General features: G+C 54.0%; 17 protein-coding genes. 9 read left to right on the top strand and 8 right to left on the bottom strand.

The window, feature by feature from the left end; all coding sequences use genetic code 11:
* Window positions 1–9: 9 nt before the first annotated feature.
* The 5 genes from LZ463_RS14490 (at window position 10) to LZ463_RS14470 (ending at window position 4,625) form a co-directional block, all read left to right on the top strand.
* Entirely contained in the window at window positions 10–1,092 is a 1,083-nt protein-coding gene (locus tag LZ463_RS14490) for an ABC transporter permease (RefSeq protein ID WP_241456535.1), read from the top strand.
* Window positions 1,089–2,060: an ABC transporter permease gene (locus LZ463_RS14485; RefSeq protein WP_241456534.1), complete on the top strand. Its 972-nt coding sequence runs from the start codon at window positions 1,089–1,091 to the stop codon at window positions 2,058–2,060. The genes LZ463_RS14490 and LZ463_RS14485 overlap by 4 nt, the downstream gene beginning before the upstream one ends.
* A gap of 309 nt (window positions 2,061–2,369) precedes the next feature.
* Window positions 2,370–3,368: a nucleoside hydrolase gene (locus LZ463_RS14480; protein ID WP_241456533.1), complete on the top strand. Its 999-nt coding sequence runs from the start codon at window positions 2,370–2,372 to the stop codon at window positions 3,366–3,368.
* A gap of 12 nt (window positions 3,369–3,380) precedes the next feature.
* Window positions 3,381–4,223, top strand: coding sequence for a 2OG-Fe(II) oxygenase family protein (locus LZ463_RS14475; RefSeq protein WP_241456532.1), 843 nt, complete (start codon window positions 3,381–3,383; stop codon window positions 4,221–4,223).
* 81 nt (window positions 4,224–4,304) lie between these two features.
* Window positions 4,305–4,625, top strand: a complete 321-nt coding sequence (locus LZ463_RS14470; protein ID WP_241456531.1) for a hypothetical protein — start codon at window positions 4,305–4,307, stop codon at window positions 4,623–4,625.
* Window positions 4,626–4,675: 50 nt separating this feature from the next.
* Here LZ463_RS14470 and LZ463_RS14465 read toward each other — a convergent pair whose 3' ends face one another.
* Both LZ463_RS14465 and LZ463_RS14460 read right to left on the bottom strand, forming a co-directional pair.
* Complete coding sequence (locus LZ463_RS14465) at window positions 4,676–5,332, bottom strand: hypothetical protein (RefSeq protein ID WP_241456530.1); 657 nt, start codon at window positions 5,330–5,332, stop codon at window positions 4,676–4,678.
* 311 nt (window positions 5,333–5,643) lie between these two features.
* Complete coding sequence (locus LZ463_RS14460) at window positions 5,644–7,125, bottom strand: GGDEF domain-containing protein (RefSeq protein WP_241456529.1); 1,482 nt, start codon at window positions 7,123–7,125, stop codon at window positions 5,644–5,646.
* Window positions 7,126–7,167: 42 nt separating this feature from the next.
* Here LZ463_RS14460 and LZ463_RS14455 point away from each other — a divergent pair, with 42 nt between their 5' ends.
* The 4 genes from LZ463_RS14455 to creD all read left to right on the top strand — a co-directional run bounded on the left by LZ463_RS14455 (window position 7,168) and on the right by creD (window position 11,335).
* A complete protein-coding gene (locus LZ463_RS14455) occupies window positions 7,168–7,569 on the top strand; it encodes a cytidine deaminase (RefSeq protein WP_241456528.1) in 402 nt (133 codons plus the stop codon).
* 44 nt (window positions 7,570–7,613) lie between these two features.
* Entirely contained in the window at window positions 7,614–8,369 is a 756-nt protein-coding gene (creB, locus tag LZ463_RS14450; protein ID WP_241456527.1) for a two-component system response regulator CreB, read from the top strand.
* The gene (gene creC / locus LZ463_RS14445; RefSeq protein ID WP_241456526.1) at window positions 8,366–9,808 is read left to right on the top strand and encodes a two-component system sensor histidine kinase CreC; all 1,443 of its coding nucleotides are present in this window, start codon (window positions 8,366–8,368) and stop codon (window positions 9,806–9,808) included. Before creB ends, creC begins: the two co-directional genes overlap by 4 nt.
* Before the next feature lie 114 nt (window positions 9,809–9,922).
* Window positions 9,923–11,335, top strand: coding sequence for a cell envelope integrity protein CreD (gene creD / locus LZ463_RS14440; RefSeq protein ID WP_241456525.1), 1,413 nt, complete (start codon window positions 9,923–9,925; stop codon window positions 11,333–11,335).
* A gap of 74 nt (window positions 11,336–11,409) precedes the next feature.
* Here creD and LZ463_RS14435 read toward each other — a convergent pair whose 3' ends face one another.
* From LZ463_RS14435 to LZ463_RS14410, 6 genes are all read right to left on the bottom strand, one after another.
* Entirely contained in the window at window positions 11,410–11,892 is a 483-nt protein-coding gene (locus tag LZ463_RS14435; protein ID WP_241456524.1) for a hypothetical protein, read from the bottom strand.
* Between the two features lie 182 nt (window positions 11,893–12,074).
* Complete coding sequence (locus LZ463_RS14430; protein WP_241456523.1) at window positions 12,075–12,632, bottom strand: HD domain-containing protein; 558 nt, start codon at window positions 12,630–12,632, stop codon at window positions 12,075–12,077.
* 50 nt (window positions 12,633–12,682) lie between these two features.
* Entirely contained in the window at window positions 12,683–13,804 is a 1,122-nt protein-coding gene (locus LZ463_RS14425; protein WP_241456522.1) for a YbdK family carboxylate-amine ligase, read from the bottom strand.
* Between the two features lie 28 nt (window positions 13,805–13,832).
* On the bottom strand, window positions 13,833–15,014 hold the full coding sequence (locus LZ463_RS14420) for a cation:proton antiporter (RefSeq protein ID WP_241456521.1): 1,182 nt from the start codon (window positions 15,012–15,014) through the stop codon (window positions 13,833–13,835).
* Window positions 15,015–15,064: 50 nt separating this feature from the next.
* Window positions 15,065–16,333, bottom strand: coding sequence for a putative Na+/H+ antiporter (locus LZ463_RS14415; protein WP_241456520.1), 1,269 nt, complete (start codon window positions 16,331–16,333; stop codon window positions 15,065–15,067).
* A 79-nt stretch (window positions 16,334–16,412) separates the two neighbouring features.
* Window positions 16,413–17,420: a gamma-glutamyl-gamma-aminobutyrate hydrolase family protein gene (locus LZ463_RS14410; protein ID WP_241456519.1), complete on the bottom strand. Its 1,008-nt coding sequence runs from the start codon at window positions 17,418–17,420 to the stop codon at window positions 16,413–16,415.
* Between the last annotated feature and the right edge of the window lie 98 nt (window positions 17,421–17,518).

Genomic DNA, 17,518 nt, shown 5'->3' with positions numbered 1-17,518 from the left:
CAGACCACAATGAATCAAGCCGACCTCCCACGCTGGGCCACTGCATTTGCCCTGCCGCTGTTAAACCTGTTCTCCGCCTTACTGGTCGCGGCGGGTGTGATTTATCTATTGGGTGAAAGCCCGGTGGAGTCCCTGAGCATCCTGGTCAATTCGGCGGTCCTCAATCCTGAGGGCCTCGGTTATACCCTGTTCTATGCAGCGACCTTCATCTTCACCGGCCTGTCCGTATCGGTAGCAATGCAGGCCGGCCTGTTCAATATCGGCAGCGAAGGCCAGATGTATCTGGGTGGCCTAGGCCTGACCCTGGTGTTGCTGTGGCTGGACTCCAGCCTGCCGGGCTGGCTGCTGATACCGCTGGCGATGCTCGGTGCTGCCGTGTTTGGCGCAGCCTGGGCCTTTTTGCCCGGCTACCTGCAAGCCAAACGTGGCAGCCATGTGGTGGTGACCACCATCATGTTCAACTTCATTTCTGCCAGCCTGATGAATTACCTCATCGTCAGCTTCATGATACCGGCTGGCCAGCAAAATACGGCCAGCCGCGTATTTGCCGATGCCGCCTGGCTGCCCAAGCTCAATGGCCTCTTCCCCATTTTAGGTGAAACGCCACTCAACATCAGCTTTGTGCTGGCCCTGCTGGCGCTGGTGATTTATGGCGTAATGGTATGGCGCACCACCTGGGGTTACCAGCTGCGCGCCACAGGCCTGAACCAGCATGCGGCGCATTATGCCGGTATCTCCATCAGCAAGACCATCATCGTGACCATGATGATATCCGGCGCACTGGCAGGTCTGGCAGCGGTCAATTCTGTCATGGGTTCAACCCATTACCTGAACCTGAACTTCCCGGCCGGCGCCGGCTTCATCGGTATCGCGATTGCGCTGATGGGACGCCAGCATCCGGTTGGCATTCTGTTGTCATCGATACTGTTTGGCGCCCTGATACAGGGCGGCTTTGATCTGTCGCTGGAAAAACCGAATATCCCTACCGAGACTTTTATCTTTATCCAGGGACTGATCATCCTGTTCTGTGGTGCGATGGAAAACCTGTATGCCCCTGCCCTGTCTGCCCTGTTCAAGCGTAAGGAAAAATGATGTTTGATGATTTTCAATTTTCCAGCATCCTGGTATCGACCATACGCAATGCACCGGTACTGATGTTTGCCGCCATGGCCGGCCTGTTTGCTGAGCGCAGCGGCGTGGTTGACCTGGCGCTCGAAGGCAAGATGCTGGCCGCTGCCTTTGTTTCTGCTGCGGTTGCCTTTGTGACCAAGAACCCCTGGCTGGGCATACTCGCCGGTGTGGGTATTTCGGTCGCCATCGCCCTGTTGCAAGGCTTTGTCAGTATCACGCAAAAAGGCAACCAGTTGGTCGCCGGTATCGCCATCAACATCGCCCTCAGCGGTTTGACTTTTGTGGTTGCCCAGTACTTTTTCCAGCAGGGTGGTCGTACGCCTGACCTCGGTGAAGCACGCCTGTTTGACATCGTATTGCCGGGCTCGCAAGCCATCGCCAGCGTACCCTTTCTTGGCTGGGTATATACCAAGCTGATCGGCGGCCACAGTATTCTCGTCTACCTGGCCTTTGCCCTGATACCGCTGGTGCACTGGGTTGTGTACCACACTCGCTTTGGCCTGCGCCTGCGCGCCGTTGGTGAAAACCCGCACGCAGCCGATGCAGCCGGTATCAATGTAGAACGCACCCGCTTCATGGCGATGCTGTGTGCTGGTGTGCTGTGCTCTTTCTCCGGTGCTTATCTGTCTATCGTGCAGAGCGGCTTTTTCCTGCGTGACATGTCGGCCGGTAATGGTTACCTGGCATTGACGGCCCTGGTATTCGGTAACTGGCGCCCCATCTATACAGCGATGGGCTGCCTGATGTTTGGTTTCTTTGCTGCCTTGCAAGTGCAAATTGAAGGCGTGGTCTTCCCCGTCATCGGCAAGGTGCCAGGCTCGTTGATACAGATGATTCCTTACGTCGTGACCGTGATTGTACTGGCAGGCTTGATGGCAAAGTCCGTCGCCCCGAAAGCAATTGGTCAGCCGTTTGTGAAGTCACGGTAAGTTAATGAATTAAGACCTTTCAACACAGAGACACAGAGGGCCACAGAGAAAAGCGATGGAGAAACCGGAGTGTTGGCTTCTCGTAGGTTGGGCCGGGCCACGCTGGCTACGGTTTACCAGCCCAACCTACGTATTTGGAAGCTCCTCGGTTTTTCCTCATGCTCTTCTCTGTGACTCTGTGGTGAGCTTTTCGGTCTTAAAGCAATACAAAAGAATTTCGACCTCCTTGAACCGGGTCAACTGCAACAATTCACATCGCGACTGGGTTCTGCCCAATGGCCAGCCGGTGTAATTTTGGAGAGCATCCACATGTCAACAACAGCAAAACATAAAGTCATCTTTGATACGGATCCAGGCGTCGATGATGCAATGGCCTTGTACTTTGCACTGGCGCATCCTGGTATCGACATGGTTGGCATTACCACAACCTTTGGTAACGTCTATGTTGAGCAGGCAACAATCAATGCCCTGTACCTGACGCGCATTGCCGGTCGATCCATCCCTGTCGCCCAGGGTGTGCCAGTACCTTTTGCCAAGGCTGCCGGTACGCCGCCTGACTTTATCCACGGTGCTGACGGTTTGGGTAACCTCAACAGCCGTATTGAAGTCGGTGGCAAGGCAGAAGTCGAAAGCGCGGCTGAATTCATCGTCAAGATGGCACGTCAGCATCCGGGTGAAATCACTCTGGTTGCCGTTGGCCCCTTGGGCAACCTGGGTTTGGCCCTGAAGATGGAACCGCAATTGCCAAAACTGCTGAAGCAGGTTGTGTTGATGGCTGGTACGGTCGATGAACCAGGTAATGTCTCCCCCGTAGCAGAAGCGAATGTCTGGAATGACCCAGACGCAGCCGACCTGGTCTTCACCGCCGGCTGGGATCTGACCATGGTAGGCCTGGACGTCACTCACCGCGTAGTGTTGCCAGCAACCTTCTTTGCCAGCCTGGCAGCAAAACACAAGCACGTGGCAATGGATACCCTGTCACACGCCGTTAACTTTTATGCCAATTTCTACCAGAGCATACGCCCTGACCTCGGTCACGCCTGCTATGGCCATGATGTACTCGCATTTGTCTGGCTGGTGGCGCCGCAGATTTTCGAGACCAACTCTGGCCGGGTACGTGTTGCCAAAGAAGGCATCGGCAATGGTCAGACCATGATGGCAAAACTGCCTATCCCTTATCCACAGCCAGGTTGGGAAGCCAGCAGGCCCGAAACCCGTGTCTGCATGAAGGTTGATGCCGAGGCATGCAAACAATTGATCGATGCAACGCTGTCTTCTGACTGGTTGCAGGCGCCACTGAGCATCTAAGGAGGAATCATCATGATTATCGAACCAGTTGATTACCGCGCACCCGACGCTGCGAAAAAATTCACTGAAAGCCTGCATCGCACCGGCTTTGGTGTCTTGACCAATCATCCTTTGTCGCAAACCATGCTGGAAACCATTTACAAAGAATGGTATGACTTCTTCCAGACCGATGCGAAGAACAAGTACGATTTCGACCGCGAGAAGATGGATGGCTATTTCTCGCCCAGTGTCTCGGAAACGGCCAAGGGCCAGACCAAACGTGACCTCAAGGAGTTTTACCATATCTACCCCTGGGGCCGTTACCCGTCTGAAGTGTCAGATACAGCACGTCAATACTATGACGAAGGCTCAAACCTGGCCATGGAATTGTTGCAATGGGTAGAAGACCATACACCTGCCGAGATCAAGGCCAAGTATTCCATGCCATTGTCTGACATGATCACCGACAGCGACCTGACCCTCTTGCGCGTGCTGCATTATCCGCCACTGCGCGGCGATGAGGAGCCAGACGCCGTACGTGCAGCAGCTCACGGCGACATCAATCTGCTGACAGTACTGCCAGCCGCAACCCAGGCTGGCCTGCAGGTATTGGGCAAAGATGGCGGCTGGCATAATGTACCTTGTGACTTTGGCATGCTCATCGTCAACATTGGCGACATGCTGGACGAAGCATCGCAAGGCTATTACCCATCGACAATACACCGCGTGCTGAACCCGACAGGCGAAGAAGCAAAGAAATCCCGCATCTCTTTGCCACTGTTCCTGCATCCACGTCCAGACGTGGTGCTGTCCGAGCGTCATACCTCTGGCAGTTATCTGCAAGAACGTTTGCGTGAACTGGGTGTGAAGAAGTAAGTTTTTACGGTTCGGTTCTGTAAGTGAAAAGCCCGTTATAGGAAACTATAGCGGGCTTTTTTTACGTTGAGCCATCACCTCATGCTCATCGATGTGCTGCACAAAATGCAGCAACAAGCATCGCCAGTAATCCCCCCCAACCGTCATGTCAGACTCGATCTGGCCTCCAGCATCATTGATGCTTTACTGTTTTTTTACCTGAATAAAGCAATGTCGCGATTCTGTACAAGGCTGACTGCATCAGCATGCAAACAAAGTCGCTGGATGCCGGATCAAGTCCGGCATGACGGTTTTGAGGCCCTGGGTTTAATTTATATATGTGTGTTTGCAATCCACAAAACATTTGATGCGCTCAACGACAGCAGTTCTCAAGGTGCAACGCACACATGGCTCCCAGCCTGAACAAGCATGTGATTTCAATACGATGATGCACCTGGCCTGCTTTGGGGGCTTCAAGCCGCCTTCTGCGTCGAGGTTTTCGCCAGACTCACGGTGTCCCCGGCAGGTATGCCTTCAGATTTCCAGCGCGAAAGTTCGGTATGTATCGCATCCAGGGTTTGCTTGCTGATGTCGGGCAAGCTGCCGCCGAGAACATCTGCCGCTTCCTTGAAGCCTTGCTCCACTGCTGCCGTGATCTTGTCCAGTTTGGACGGGTCATCCCCTATCGCTGCCTTGGCAAAACTCAGTATGCGTTCAGCGGTCTTTTGCACGCTGAATTCACCCCCTTCGGCAATTGCTGCCTGCGCCGCCTTGATGGCCTCAGGGCTGGCGGAAATTTTTTGCTGCCCGCTGGCAACCTTGGCAATATCCAGACCTTGCTGTTCAACCAGGGGCTTGATCAGGTTGATGATTTCCTGCGCCTTGCGATCCGACTCTTCCAGCAGAGCCTGCAAATCAGGGGCAGCCGTCTTGTTCAGGCGTGGATCAGCATAGACCACGGTGTCATTCTTGCCGCTGTCCAGGCTGACCGTGGTGCTGTCTGGCGTGCTGGCCTGGGCCTGCGACAATTCGTCTTCCACCGTTTTGTCGCCGGATTTTGGGGTTTTGGTTTGGGCGGTCTGGTAAGCCCGGACATACAGGTCCTGCGCAGAAATTCCTAAACTCATCATATTACTCCAAAGCGAAAACAGGAAAATCATCCCTGTATCCTAGTTATGTACCACGGATAAGAGAATTACAAGCCCTGTTATCAAGATAGTTGAGCAAGCGCCTGCTGTTTGCAGCCTGTTATCAGGAGTCAGGTCGGTAAAGTGCATATATTCCAGCAACATCCGGAATGTTCCTCTTCCTGTTCTGGAATTTCTGGGCGCTGTATTGTTCGCCTGCGGTCTGCTCGGTTTTGTCATTGAATGGCGTCTGCGCAAACTGCATCTGAACTGAAACCCGGTGCCGTGCAGGACAGTATTGGCGATGAACACCGTCATCCGGCCTCATCGGTCACTGCGTCAAACATGACCTGGTTCCTGCCGGCATGCTTGGCTGCATACAGTAACTGGTCGGCGCGGGTACGAACCATCTCGGCTGTGACATCGCCCCCCTGGTATTCGGTAATGCCTATGCTGCTGGTGATACAGATTTGCGACAGCGAAGTCTGGACGGGACTTGCTTCCAGGCGCTGGCGCAGTCTTTCCATGGCGGCGGCAGCGTCCTTGGCGCCTGATTCGGGGAACAGTATGACAAATTCATCACCGCCCAGACGGGCAGCCTTGTCTATGCCGCGGATATTGGCCTGCATCAGGCTGGCAAAAAAGGCCAGCACTTCGTCACCGGCCTGATGCCCGTATACATCATTAACCTTTTTAAAATGATCGATATCAAGCAAGGCCAGGGCATAGGGTCGTCCCATACGCTTGGCGCGCAAATGTTCCTCTGTCAGCATGGGCAGGAAAGCCGCACGGTTGTTGAGGCCGGTCAGTACATCGACCTGAGCAGCCTGCTGCCATTCCTGACGGGCAATTTCTATGCTTTGCAACTGGCGGTTGTGCAGGGCCATGGCCAGGATGGTGAAAGTCGTGGTGCACACAAAACAGATCAGCATAAAATTCGCCTCCACCAGGCTAGCGCTCTGAAATGGCCCCAGTTGCTGGCCCGTCATGGCAATAATCGCAACCATGCTGATGGTCAACACCAAGGTGATCAGGTTCATGCTGACATAAAACGCCATGAGCAACAGCACGGGCAGGATGAAATAGATAAAACCCGGATGCCCGCGAAATGCCAGCAATAGCAAGGTGGCAATGCCCAACGATGTCAGTATCAGCTTGGCAGTTTCACTGCGGCGTATGCGGGGCTCATCACACCAGGCCTGGTAAAGCGGGTAAATCAACAGGATGCCCAGGCTGTCAGCCAGCACCAGCATACGAAAAAAATCGCCAGCCTCATCCCACCTTATATAGCCGCCCACAGCCAGGTTGAGGCTGATAATAGTACTGCTGAGCACCGTCGGCAACAGACAAACCTTGAGCCCGAACTGCAATAAATCCGTGGATTTGCGCAAGCCTTCACGCAAAGACAAGTGCATCATCAGCATGGCAACCAAACCGGCCATGCCATCCGCCGTCGCTGACACCAGCGTATATAAAACAGGGGAAGCCAGTTTTGCTGCCGCCATGCCAGGATAATTGGCCAAAAAACTTGCCAGAATGATCAAAGGAACAGCCATCAGGCCATGGCGCATGCACATCACCATGCCTATGCCGGACGCCAGCCACAACAGGGTGATATTGCTGGGTTTCAAAGCAAACAACTGCATGCCTGTACGTGCCGCCAGATAATACAGGGCCATGGCAAGCAGCATCAGGCACAATTCTGTCAATCTTGTCCTGACGATAGCTTGCGACTTCCCCTCCCGCTCACCTGGCGAGGGTGTCTCAGTTTTCAAGGGATTGGTGATCTCCAGCATGTTTTGATAATACAATGTCGCCTATATCAACGAAAGATCAACATGTTTAACAAAAGTGAACTATTGCAAGCTGCAAACACAGCGCGTGAATCTGCTTATGCGCCGTACTCCAAATTCAAGGTCGGCGCTGCCGTACTGACCAAAGATGGCAAGATTTTCCATGGCTGCAATGTGGAAAATGCCTCTTATGGCTTATGCAATTGTGCCGAACGTACCGCCTTGTTCAGCGCCGTTGCGTCAGGCTATCGCCCGGGTGATTTTGCCGCGATTGCTGTCACTGGCGATACCGAAGGCCCGATCGCCCCTTGCGGCGCCTGCCGTCAGGTCATCATCGAACTGGGCGGCCCTGAGTTGCCGGTGCTGTTGACGAATTTGAAAGGTGATATCAAGGTCACGACAGCCGGTGAACAATTGCCGGATGCGTTTTACCTCAAACCTGAATAAATCTGCTTGTCAGGCTGCATTCATTCTTTTGCAGCCTGCCCGGCATGCCCTCCCTCACTGTATATTCCCCCTGCATGCAAAAATCCATACTGATCGTCGAAGATGAAATCAGCATCGCAGAAAACCTGGCCTATGCCCTGTCTACAGACGGTTTCGCTCCGCATCACATTACACTGGGGCAAGAAGCGCTGAATCTGGTTCGTGGCGGCATGGCCCCTGCACTGGTCGTGCTCGACATCGGTCTGCCCGACATCAGTGGCTTTGATGTCTGCCGTCAGTTGCGCCAGTTCACTGATATACCGGTGTTGTTCCTGACAGCGCGCAACGATGAAATAGACCGCATCGTCGGCCTCGAAATCGGTGCAGACGATTATGTCACCAAACCATTTTCACCACGCGAAGTGGTGGCGCGCATACGCGCCATCCTGCGACGCCAGGCCGGCCCGCAAGCCAGGGCCGAAACAGCTGTCGCACGTTTTGAACTGCGCCAGCAGGAAGCGCGCATACTGGCCCATGGTCAGACATTAAACCTGACACGGTATGAATACCTGCTGCTGAAAACCCTGATGGAAAGACCGGGGCAATTGTTTTCACGTGCACAATTGATGGAACTGGTCTGGATCAACGCCCCCGATACCCTGGACCGTACTGTCGATGCCCACATCAAATCCCTGCGCGCCAAATTGCGCCAGGCACGGCTGGCAGCGACAACAGCCGCCACGACAGAAGACAGCGGGCAAAGCGAAGACGAAGGCATACAAACCCACCGAGGCATGGGTTACAGCTGGTCACCGACATGAAGATAGGCCTGCGCATACTGCTAGGCTATTTTCTGGTGCTGGGGCTGACGTCCTGGCTGATACTCAACGTCGTGGTCGAAGAAATCAAACCCGGCGTGCGCGCCACACTGGAAGACACCTTGCTGGATACGGCGCAGATGCTGGCCACCCTGGTAGCGGAAGACGTGGCCGCCGGCAATGTGTCTGACAGTGCATTGATGAAACGCATGCAGAATTTTGCCCAGCGTAGCATAGATGCCAACATCAGCGGCATACGCAAGACCCGTCTTGATTACCGCATCTACATAACCGATACCAAAGGCATCGTCATCTTCGACAGCGAAGGCCAGGATGTCGGCAAAGACTATTCGCGCTGGAATGATGTCTACCTGACCCTGCAAGGCAAATACGGTGCACGCAGTACCCGCAATGACGCCGCTGACGAAGCCAGCAGTGTCATGCATGTGGCAGCCCCTCTCATGGATCATGGCCGCATCATCGGCTCACTGACAGTTGCCAAACCGATCGCCACCATCAACCCCTTCGTTTATCGCAGCCAGCGCAAGATCCTGCAGCGCAGCGCCTGGGCGCTGTTCGGTTCGCTGCTGATAGGTATCGCCTTCTCCTGGTGGCTGAACCAGGCACTGCGCAAATTGCAGCACTATGCCAGCAGTGTGGAAAACGGTGAAAAGACCAGCCTGCCTGCACTAGGCAACAATGAGATAGGCGCACTGGGCCGTGCGCTGGAATCCATGCGCGACAAGCTTGAAGGCAAGCAGTATGTAGAACAACTGATGCATACCCTGACCCATGAGTTGAAGAGCCCTATTGCCTCCATACAGGGCTCGGCCGAGCTCATGCGGGAAGACATGCCCGCTGCCGACAGGCAGCGTTTTCTCAACAATATCCTTGAGCAAAACCAGCGTCAGCGGCAGCTCATCGACAAGCTGCTGGCTCTTGTCAAGCTGGAAAAACAGCAGAACCTGGAACACGCACAACAGGTTGACATCAATCAATTGCTGCAACAGGCAGGCAATGATGTACAAACCCGCTTGCCTGGCAAATCACTGATATTGAACATTGCCAGCGGCCATCATTACAAAGTCAGCGGCGACAACCTGTTATTACGTCAGGCCCTGGGTAACCTGCTGGACAATGCCATCGACTTCAGCCCGGATGGCGGCACCATACAAATGACAGGAGAACTCATCGACATCGACAAGGGTACGCAACAACTATGCATCTCCATCACTGACCAGGGTCCCGGCATCCCGGAATATGCCCGCGATAAAATCTTCGACCGTTTCTATTCCCTACCCCGCCCCAGCGCAGCCAAAAGCACGGGCCTGGGCCTGCCCTTTGTCCGTGAAGTGGCGATGTTGCATGGTGGGAGCATCAGTGTAGAAAGCCTGCCCCAGGGTGGAACCAGGGCCAGGCTCTGTCTGCCTTTGCAAGATTAAACCAGAAATTTGCATCACAAAACACAGTCACTTCACACAGAACACATCGTCACTGCACATTACTTTTTTACATTACAGGCTTCGCCTTAATTGGAACCTGTCTTGGAGTCCGTCATGCAAAAAAGTCTGTTTTTTAAAATCTTTCTCATCGGCCTGCTGGCGATATTCATTTATGTGCCGCTGACGATGATACAGTCCACCATCTGGGAACGCATGCGCTATCGCGACGAAGCCGTGCGCAGCATTACTGCCGACTCTGTCAGCGAGCAGATGATTGTCGGCCCGGTACTTGTCATCCCCTATACCGAAACCTGGGAAGAAGACAGCGTCGACGCCACTACTCAGAAAGTCATGCATCGCCAGATGTCGGCAAGCAAAGAACATTTTGTTTATCCAAACGAAATGCAGGTAGTCGGCAAAGTCAGTACTGACCAGCGCTACCGCGGCATCCATCAGGTACTGGTGTATACCGGTGAGCACACCATCTCGGGCGATTTCAATTTACCGGTCCTGGCCAGCCTGGTATCAAAAGACAAGACCAAGTCCGCAGTCAGCCTGACTGAAACCCCTTATATCACCATGGGTCTGAGCGATACACGAGGCTTGCAGAATTTCCCCAAACTGAAGTGGAATGAGCAGGTGTTTGAATTCAGGCAGGGCAGCCAGTTGAGCGCCTTCACACATGGCATCCATGCCAATATTGACGGTTTGCAGCTGACGGCAGCCAGTACGGTCAAATTCAAGCTTGATCTCTTGCTTGACGGTATAGAAAAGCTGAGCTTTGTCCCCATTGCCAAAAATAACCAGGTGACCCTCTCATCAAGCTGGCCGCATCCGCAGTATGGCGGCCGCTTCCTGCCCTCCCCCAAAGGCCGGGTAAGAAATGAGTCCGGCTTCAGCGCCAACTGGAATATCTCTGCCCTGTCCAGCAATGCACAGCAGCAATTCAACAGCCTTGAATCTGCCGGCCATGCAGTCCGTATGACGTCAGCAAGCAGCTCGACAGAGGATGCCGGTGCAGTTCCCACGTCCATCGATACCTTCAATGTATCTTTCATCGAACCGGTCAATATCTACTCACAGGCGGACCGTGCAGTAAAGTATGGTCTGATGTTTGTCGCCCTGACTTTTGCAGCCTTCTTCCTGTTTGAAGTGCTCAAGCAATTGCCGATACATCCCATCCAATATCTGTTGGTCGGGCTGGCAATGGCAATCTTCTTCTTGCTGCTGGTCAGCCTGTCGGAAAAAATCAGCTTCGTGCTGGCTTATCTCAGCGCCAGTGTCGCCTGCATCGTCCTGATCGGTTTTTACCTGTCCCACGTCTTGCGTGACTGGAAACGCGGTTTTGGTTTTGGCGGTGCACTGACTGTGCTGTACGGCATCCTGTTTGGTCTGCTGCAGTCAGAAAGCAATGCCCTGGTCATGGGCAGCATACTGCTGTTCGCTGTGCTGTCAGCCATCATGGTAGTGACCCGCAAGGTCGACTGGTATCAGTTGGGCAAAGCAGTACCGGCGAGAATTGCCTGATTTTTCTCGCATAATATAAATATCAATACAGCACATGAATACAGGTGACCTGCTTCCGGCATCGTCACCTGTATTTACAGGCCGGCAGTCTGGGTGTAGTCGATGGAAAGCCCGGCATTCAATTCTGCCAGACTGCGCATCAGGGTTTCGGAATAGTGCAGGCCCACGCCGGAGCCTGCATAAATCAGCCTGAGCAGCATGAAATATTCACCGTCACAAAACTGCGCCACGGCAGGCAGCTTGCCCCTGATCCTTTCGATAAAATCAAGCAACTGCGCCTCTTCTGTCATCCATGATGGCAAGCCTGAAGAATCATCTGCCGTACATTCCATCAAACCGCTGCACCACTGCCTTAGCCCAGCGCTGCCTGCTGACTGACCTGCGCCCGCCAGACTGATCGTCACATGGGCGTCCTGCCCCCAGCGTTTCAGGGTTTTGCTGTTATTGCTGATGCTTGAGACGGCGCCATCAAGATCATTCTCATCCGCAGCCAGCGCAAAGCCATCGGCGTCAAATTCTTCACCACCCACTTCAAAATAAAAGCGCAGTAATTTCATTCTTGTCCCCGATCGGATGTGAAAATGCGATTCAAAGCTTTTCCACGGTTTTCACGGGAATCGCTCAGGCATCCAACCATTCTAATCGCGATTGAGATTTTTTCAATTTCCACAAAGAAATTGCAATTTTATTAAGCGCAACAACGGCAAGGGGGCAAGATCAAAATCTGATCCGGCGCTGATCAGCTGCGCAAAAACTGCGGGTAGGCCTCGATTTTCTGCATCAGGCGCTGCGCCAGGGCAGCATTGGCTTCATGCAGGGCTGCATGGATAACCAGGGCTTCATCGCGGTAAGACAGTATTTTCTGGTTATCCCAGTAATGCGGCGGGTGATACAGGTTAGTGATGCGGTCCGCCATCTTGACCATGGCAATTTCTGCCGGCTGCTGCCGGATGCGGGCCAGGCTGTCTGGCATTTGCTGTACCTTGTCCAGGCTGGTGTTCTTGGAAAGAGCCAGCACGCCGTCGGCCACAGCCTGGCCAAATTCAGCCTGGATGAGAGCATGGCTGGCGCCGGTATCTTCTATGGTGTCATGCAGCAAGGCACATTGCACAGCCAGTGCACTGTCTGCGAGCTCATTGTCCTGCAGAGCCCAGATGATTTCCATGGCGACACTGCCTATGTGGTTGATGTACTCGACACGCTCACCAGCCACCCTGCCACCATAGCTTTGCCCATTATGCTGACGTGAGGCAAATACCCAGGCTTTTTCATAGATATCGGGATTCCAGCGACCCATGTTGTTTCCCCCCGTTTAAGCTTGATGATACTGTAACCGATAAAATCCGCTCACTGCACTCCCTGGCGGAATCTTTGTATCGCCGCATGCACGACCCCTTCGGTGCTGCCACTTTCCGTGTATTGCTGGCGCAGGTATTGGGCGTCGCTGCCTTCTGAAGTTGCTTCATACAAATGCGTCAGGGCAGCCAGAGCGTCGAGTTCAGCATAGGATTCGACCAGTCTCAGGGTCGCCAGGATGTCTTCGCGCAAAGAACGTGTCTCGTAGGTTTTAGGGTGAACAATGGAACCATCAAGACCAAAACGGCAAGCCTGGAAGCGGTTGTAGTTGTACACCAGGTAGTCATCTTCAACTGGGGCGGCTTCACGGCGTTCCAGCAGGTAGGCGCAAAGTATCTGCAAATAGGCTGCCAATGCGGCTGCCCTTTCCACCGTCAGCGGCGTGTCACACACCCGCAGCTCTATGGTGCCGTATTCGGGCTTGGGGCGTATGTCCCAATAAAAGTCCTTCATGCTTTTGACGACGCCAGTTTTTTCCATCTTGGTGAAATAGTCTTCAGAAAAATCTTCCCACTTCAGCAAAAAGGGCGCGCGTCCCGAGAGCGGAAAAGCAAAGACAGAATTCAGGCGGGCAGAACTGAACAGGGTATCGGCCCCCTGCACATATGGCGAAGAACCGGACAGGGCAATGAAATGCGGCACATAACGACTCAGTGAATGCAACAGGAACATGGCGTCGTCACCCGAAGTGCAGCCTATGTGCACATGCTGGCCAAAGATGGTGAACTGCTTGGCCAGATAACCGTAGAGTTCGGATACTTCCTTGAAGCGTGGTTTGGAAAATATCTTGCGCTCATTCCACTTCTGGAAAGGGTGAGTACCGCCACCGCAGATACCGATGTTGAGTGTATCTGAAGCCTTGACCAGGGCATTACGGATGTCTTTCAACTGGTTCAGGACACCACTGTGACAGGTTTGCACATCGGTACAGACTTCTATCATGCTTTCGGTAATTTCTGGCGTGACATTGCCAGGGAAAGGACGCTTGCCCAGCAGGTGCAGCAAATCGGGGCTCGATGCTGACAGGTCAAAGTCTGACAGGCTGATCAATTGGAGCTCCAGCTCTACACCGACCGACAGGGGAGCTGAATTCTTGAAGGGTTCGAGTGGCATATCGTGACTCCTTTTTCAACGTTATTGACTATGCTTCCTGCGGGGTTTCCCTGGCGAGAATCAGGGCAAGCTTGGTCACCAGGGGGCCGATGATATCAAGCAGCAGGGTCATGGCAGTCAGGGCCGCCAGTTGCTGGCTCAGGTTGGCATCGAAATAGCTTGTCTGCTCCAGCGTCAGCACCACAAAGACAGATAGCGGTGCCAGCGCAAAACCGGTCAACACCCCCTTGCGCAAGGAAATACCACTGAATGGCGCCAGCAAGGTAGTGGCAGTCACCTTGACCACCAAACGAACAGCCACCAGCAACAAGCCCAGGATGGCGCCATCCATCACACGTTGCCATTGCAGGGTGGAAGCAACATAGACAAACAACAGCACGGTCAATAAGTTACCCAGGGCACCAAAGTTACGTTGCGTACGGCTGAGTGCCACCCGTCTGCGCCTGGCCATCAGGCCAAAAGTCAGTGCCGCCAGTATTGAAGACAGATTGGCGGCATGCGCCAGCGCCACCAGCAGGATGACGGCGATGGCAAATGCCACGGTACCATCCTGTGCAAGATTACCCAGGCGTCGCAATATCAGCGGCAGCAGAATACCGAAGACTGCACCCAGCACCACCGATTCCAGCAAGATGACAAAACTGGCATTGAGTGCCTGCCACAGATTGCCGGAAGTCTGGAACACCCAGAATGCAGAGATGACCTTGAAGGCAAACACGGCCAGCACGCAATTGATGGCCGTCAGGTGCAGGGCACGTTCGGTGACCTGCCCCAGGCTGCGCTGCTCATTGATCACCCGCAGCACACCCGCAGGTGATGTTGCCATGGCCAGTGCCGCCAGCAGCAATGAAACCATCATGGACGTGCCAAACCACTGCGTCACATAATAAACCGCAGCAAAAGTACCACCGGCTTCCAGCAGGCCGGTCAGCCCTATCCAGGGATTGATACGCAGCCAGTGCAGGTTGATGCGGTAACCAAATTCAAACAGGACCAGACCAAAGGCGATGTTCGCCAGCAGCAACAGGGTATCGCTGCTGCCATGCGGCAGCCAGTTGAACGACAGATTGACCATGCAGAAGCCAACCAGTCCATAGATACTGATACGTGGCAAGCGTGTCCAGCGATAACCGAATTCACCAATCAGCCAGGCCAGGGCAATGGTGAACGGCCAGACCAGCTCCGCTGTATTCAAAGAAAAATCCATCATGATGATCCCCTCATTTCACCTTGCAAAGCCGGACTTCACCTTGCCACACCCTACAAAAGAAAAACCAGCGCCGCGACGATGGTTGGCGGCAATGCCCCCAGCAACAGGCCGGACGCACTGATCGATTCATCATTGAAGCCGCGCCTTAACAAAGCCACGCCAGCCGGATTGGGGGCATTGGCAATGACCGTCAGGCCACCGCCGGCAACAGCGCCGGCCATCAATAAATATTTGGCCTGATCACTGAGGCTGGCAATCAATGAACCGAGATAAGTCAGGGCGGCATTATCGGTAATCGCCGTCAGGCCAAGTGCAGAAAAAAACAGGGTATGCGGACTGAGGCTCGACACGATGGGTTGCAGCCACCATTGCTGCATGCCACCCAGCACCACCAGGCCCGCCAGGAAAAACCCGACCAGCAGGCCTTCTTTCAGTATCAGGGGGCTCTGGTGACGCTCATAAGCCTGGGTATAACCCATGAAAAACAGGAACAGACCAAGAAAGAATACAGGGTGATGGGCAAACACGACCACGCCCGCCAGAAACAGCAAATGGATAATGCTGACGATCAGGGGTACAGTCTGGCGACGCTCGCCTGCACTTGCCATATCCGTCCAACCGGTATTGGTTGCTTGTTTCAGATACCTGCGCATCAGGACACTGACCACAGTAGCATTGAACAACACCGCCAGCGCAGCTTTCCAGCCAAAGGTAGACGCCATGAAAGCACTGTCCCATTGCCAGGCCGACGCCACCATCAGCACCGGCGGCGCCGCGTACGATGTCAGCGTACCGCCTATCGACACATTGACGAACAGCACACCAAGCGCACCATATTTCAGCCATTCGGGTATGCCGGGCCGGAACACCTTGGGTGCCAGCAGCAACGCCGCCAGCGTCATGGCTGCCGGCTCCGTGATCAATGACCCCAACAAGGGTACTGCTGTCAGACCCAGCCATACCAAGGCAACTGTCTCGTGCATTGGCATCAGTCTGGCCAGGCTGCCGAGCAGACGCACCACTATGTCGAGCACTGGCCTCGATGCAGCCACCACCATCACGACAAAGACAAACAGCGGTTCGGTGTATTGACGCGATTCTGCATAAGCAACCGCAGCATCACTGCCAGCGACTATGGCCATGGCGATGATCAGGACCAGGGCCCAGAAACCGAACACCACCTCAACCTCTCCCAGTAAATGGAAGAGTCCGGCATGGCGAGCGTGCCGGTGCGCCAGCACTTCAAAATATTTGGCGCAAAAGGTATGCAACAAAGCCAATGCAAAGATAATGACGGAAATGATTTTTATATGATCCATTTTTATATCCGAAAAAATGCCAGCCAGAGTGGCGAATCAACATCGGGCTTGATGTCTGAAAATATTGTTTGCAAGCTGCTCAAAATCTGGTTTCGCGTGCTGCGCGCAAAAAACTATCCAGTATGGGAGTGCAGTCAAGCAGTTCCTGGTTCGCCGGATGGAATTCGGGATGCCACTGCAGGCCCACCACAAACGGTGCCTTTTGATAGCGTATTGCTTCCACCATGTTGTCATGTGCCGACACCGCCTCAATCTGCATGTCACGCCCCAGGTTCCTGATGGCCTGGTGATGTATGGAATTCACCCTGGCCTGTGTCGGTTTGCCGAGCAAGGTCCCCAGTGTGGAATTCTCGGTAAAGCGCAACTCATGGAAATGCTGGTCGTACAAGTCATTGACGTGGGCAATCGCTCCCGGCACGTCACTCGCAATGTCCTGGTACAGCGAACCGCCAAAAGCCACATTCAACAACTGACAACCACGGCATATTCCCAACAGGGGCTTGCCAGCCTCAATGAACTCATGCAGCAGCTCCAACTCATACATGTCACGCGTGCGGTCGCCCGGCCATTCCGGACGTGTGGCTTGCAGCGAATAGGATTCCGGCGCCACATCGGCCCCGCCCTGCAACACCAGACCATCAAGATGCTTGGCATAATCGCGCAAACGTATATTGCTGGGGTGAATAAGACCATTGGTATTCACCGACGGTATCATGAATACCATCACATCGCGCGACATCACCCAGTGCGCAATGGATTCTTCCAGGTATTGCAAGGTCTTGCTGGACAAACCCTTGGCTCCGGCCTGGGGATGAAATATCCGCGCAGACACGCCGATTTTCAAGGTACGCCTGGTAATCCCTTTGGCGGCCCGCTCAGACGCAGCGCGCATGCGTGCCGACACGATATTGATCAGGGTACGCCAGGGGCTTTCTTCCGTGGGCCGCATGGCAGGGGCAACTGAAGCAACCGGAGCGACTGGTTCACTGACATCCTTGTCAGGCAAAGTTTTTGCGCTTGCCGCCTGCGATGGCGTCTTGCCATCGGCAGATGCCTGCAAGTCTTTTTCATTGTTAGTGTCTGACATGGCAATACCAGTTTAGTTCAATTTTAAAATACGCCGCACAGCACTTTTCACTCTTGGCAGCGACGCCATCTTGAACCATGCTATCAGAATGGATAGCG

The sequence above is a fragment of the Undibacterium paludis genome, assembly GCF_022568815.1.
Taxonomy (GTDB): Bacteria; Pseudomonadota; Gammaproteobacteria; order Burkholderiales; family Burkholderiaceae_D; genus Undibacterium.
The sequence above is the reverse complement of the archived record's forward strand: the minus strand, read 5'-3'. Positions and strand labels throughout refer to the sequence as shown.

Excerpts from the sequence above, each read along its gene's own strand:
- LZ463_RS14425 (WP_241456522.1), bottom strand. The coding sequence starts at position 13,804 with ATGCCACTCGAACCCTTCAAGAATTCAGCTCCCCTGTCGGTCGGTGTA.
- creC (WP_241456526.1), top strand. The coding sequence starts at position 8,366 with ATGAAGATAGGCCTGCGCATACTGCTAGGCTATTTTCTGGTGCTGGGG.
- LZ463_RS14415 (WP_241456520.1), bottom strand. The coding sequence starts at position 16,333 with ATGGATCATATAAAAATCATTTCCGTCATTATCTTTGCATTGGCTTTG.
- LZ463_RS14485 (WP_241456534.1), top strand. The coding sequence starts at position 1,089 with ATGATGTTTGATGATTTTCAATTTTCCAGCATCCTGGTATCGACCATA.
- creB (WP_241456527.1), top strand. The coding sequence starts at position 7,614 with ATGCCCTCCCTCACTGTATATTCCCCCTGCATGCAAAAATCCATACTG.
- LZ463_RS14480 (WP_241456533.1), top strand. The coding sequence starts at position 2,370 with ATGTCAACAACAGCAAAACATAAAGTCATCTTTGATACGGATCCAGGC.
- LZ463_RS14455 (WP_241456528.1), top strand. The coding sequence starts at position 7,168 with ATGTTTAACAAAAGTGAACTATTGCAAGCTGCAAACACAGCGCGTGAA.
- creD (WP_241456525.1), top strand. The coding sequence starts at position 9,923 with ATGCAAAAAAGTCTGTTTTTTAAAATCTTTCTCATCGGCCTGCTGGCG.
- LZ463_RS14465 (WP_241456530.1), bottom strand. The coding sequence starts at position 5,332 with ATGATGAGTTTAGGAATTTCTGCGCAGGACCTGTATGTCCGGGCTTAC.
- LZ463_RS14435 (WP_241456524.1), bottom strand. The coding sequence starts at position 11,892 with ATGAAATTACTGCGCTTTTATTTTGAAGTGGGTGGTGAAGAATTTGAC.
- LZ463_RS14490 (WP_241456535.1), top strand. The coding sequence starts at position 10 with ATGAATCAAGCCGACCTCCCACGCTGGGCCACTGCATTTGCCCTGCCG.
- LZ463_RS14460 (WP_241456529.1), bottom strand. The coding sequence starts at position 7,125 with ATGCTGGAGATCACCAATCCCTTGAAAACTGAGACACCCTCGCCAGGT.
- LZ463_RS14430 (WP_241456523.1), bottom strand. The coding sequence starts at position 12,632 with ATGGGTCGCTGGAATCCCGATATCTATGAAAAAGCCTGGGTATTTGCC.
- LZ463_RS14475 (WP_241456532.1), top strand. The coding sequence starts at position 3,381 with ATGATTATCGAACCAGTTGATTACCGCGCACCCGACGCTGCGAAAAAA.
- LZ463_RS14410 (WP_241456519.1), bottom strand. The coding sequence starts at position 17,420 with ATGTCAGACACTAACAATGAAAAAGACTTGCAGGCATCTGCCGATGGC.
- LZ463_RS14470 (WP_241456531.1), top strand. The coding sequence starts at position 4,305 with ATGCTCATCGATGTGCTGCACAAAATGCAGCAACAAGCATCGCCAGTA.
- LZ463_RS14420 (WP_241456521.1), bottom strand. The coding sequence starts at position 15,014 with ATGATGGATTTTTCTTTGAATACAGCGGAGCTGGTCTGGCCGTTCACC.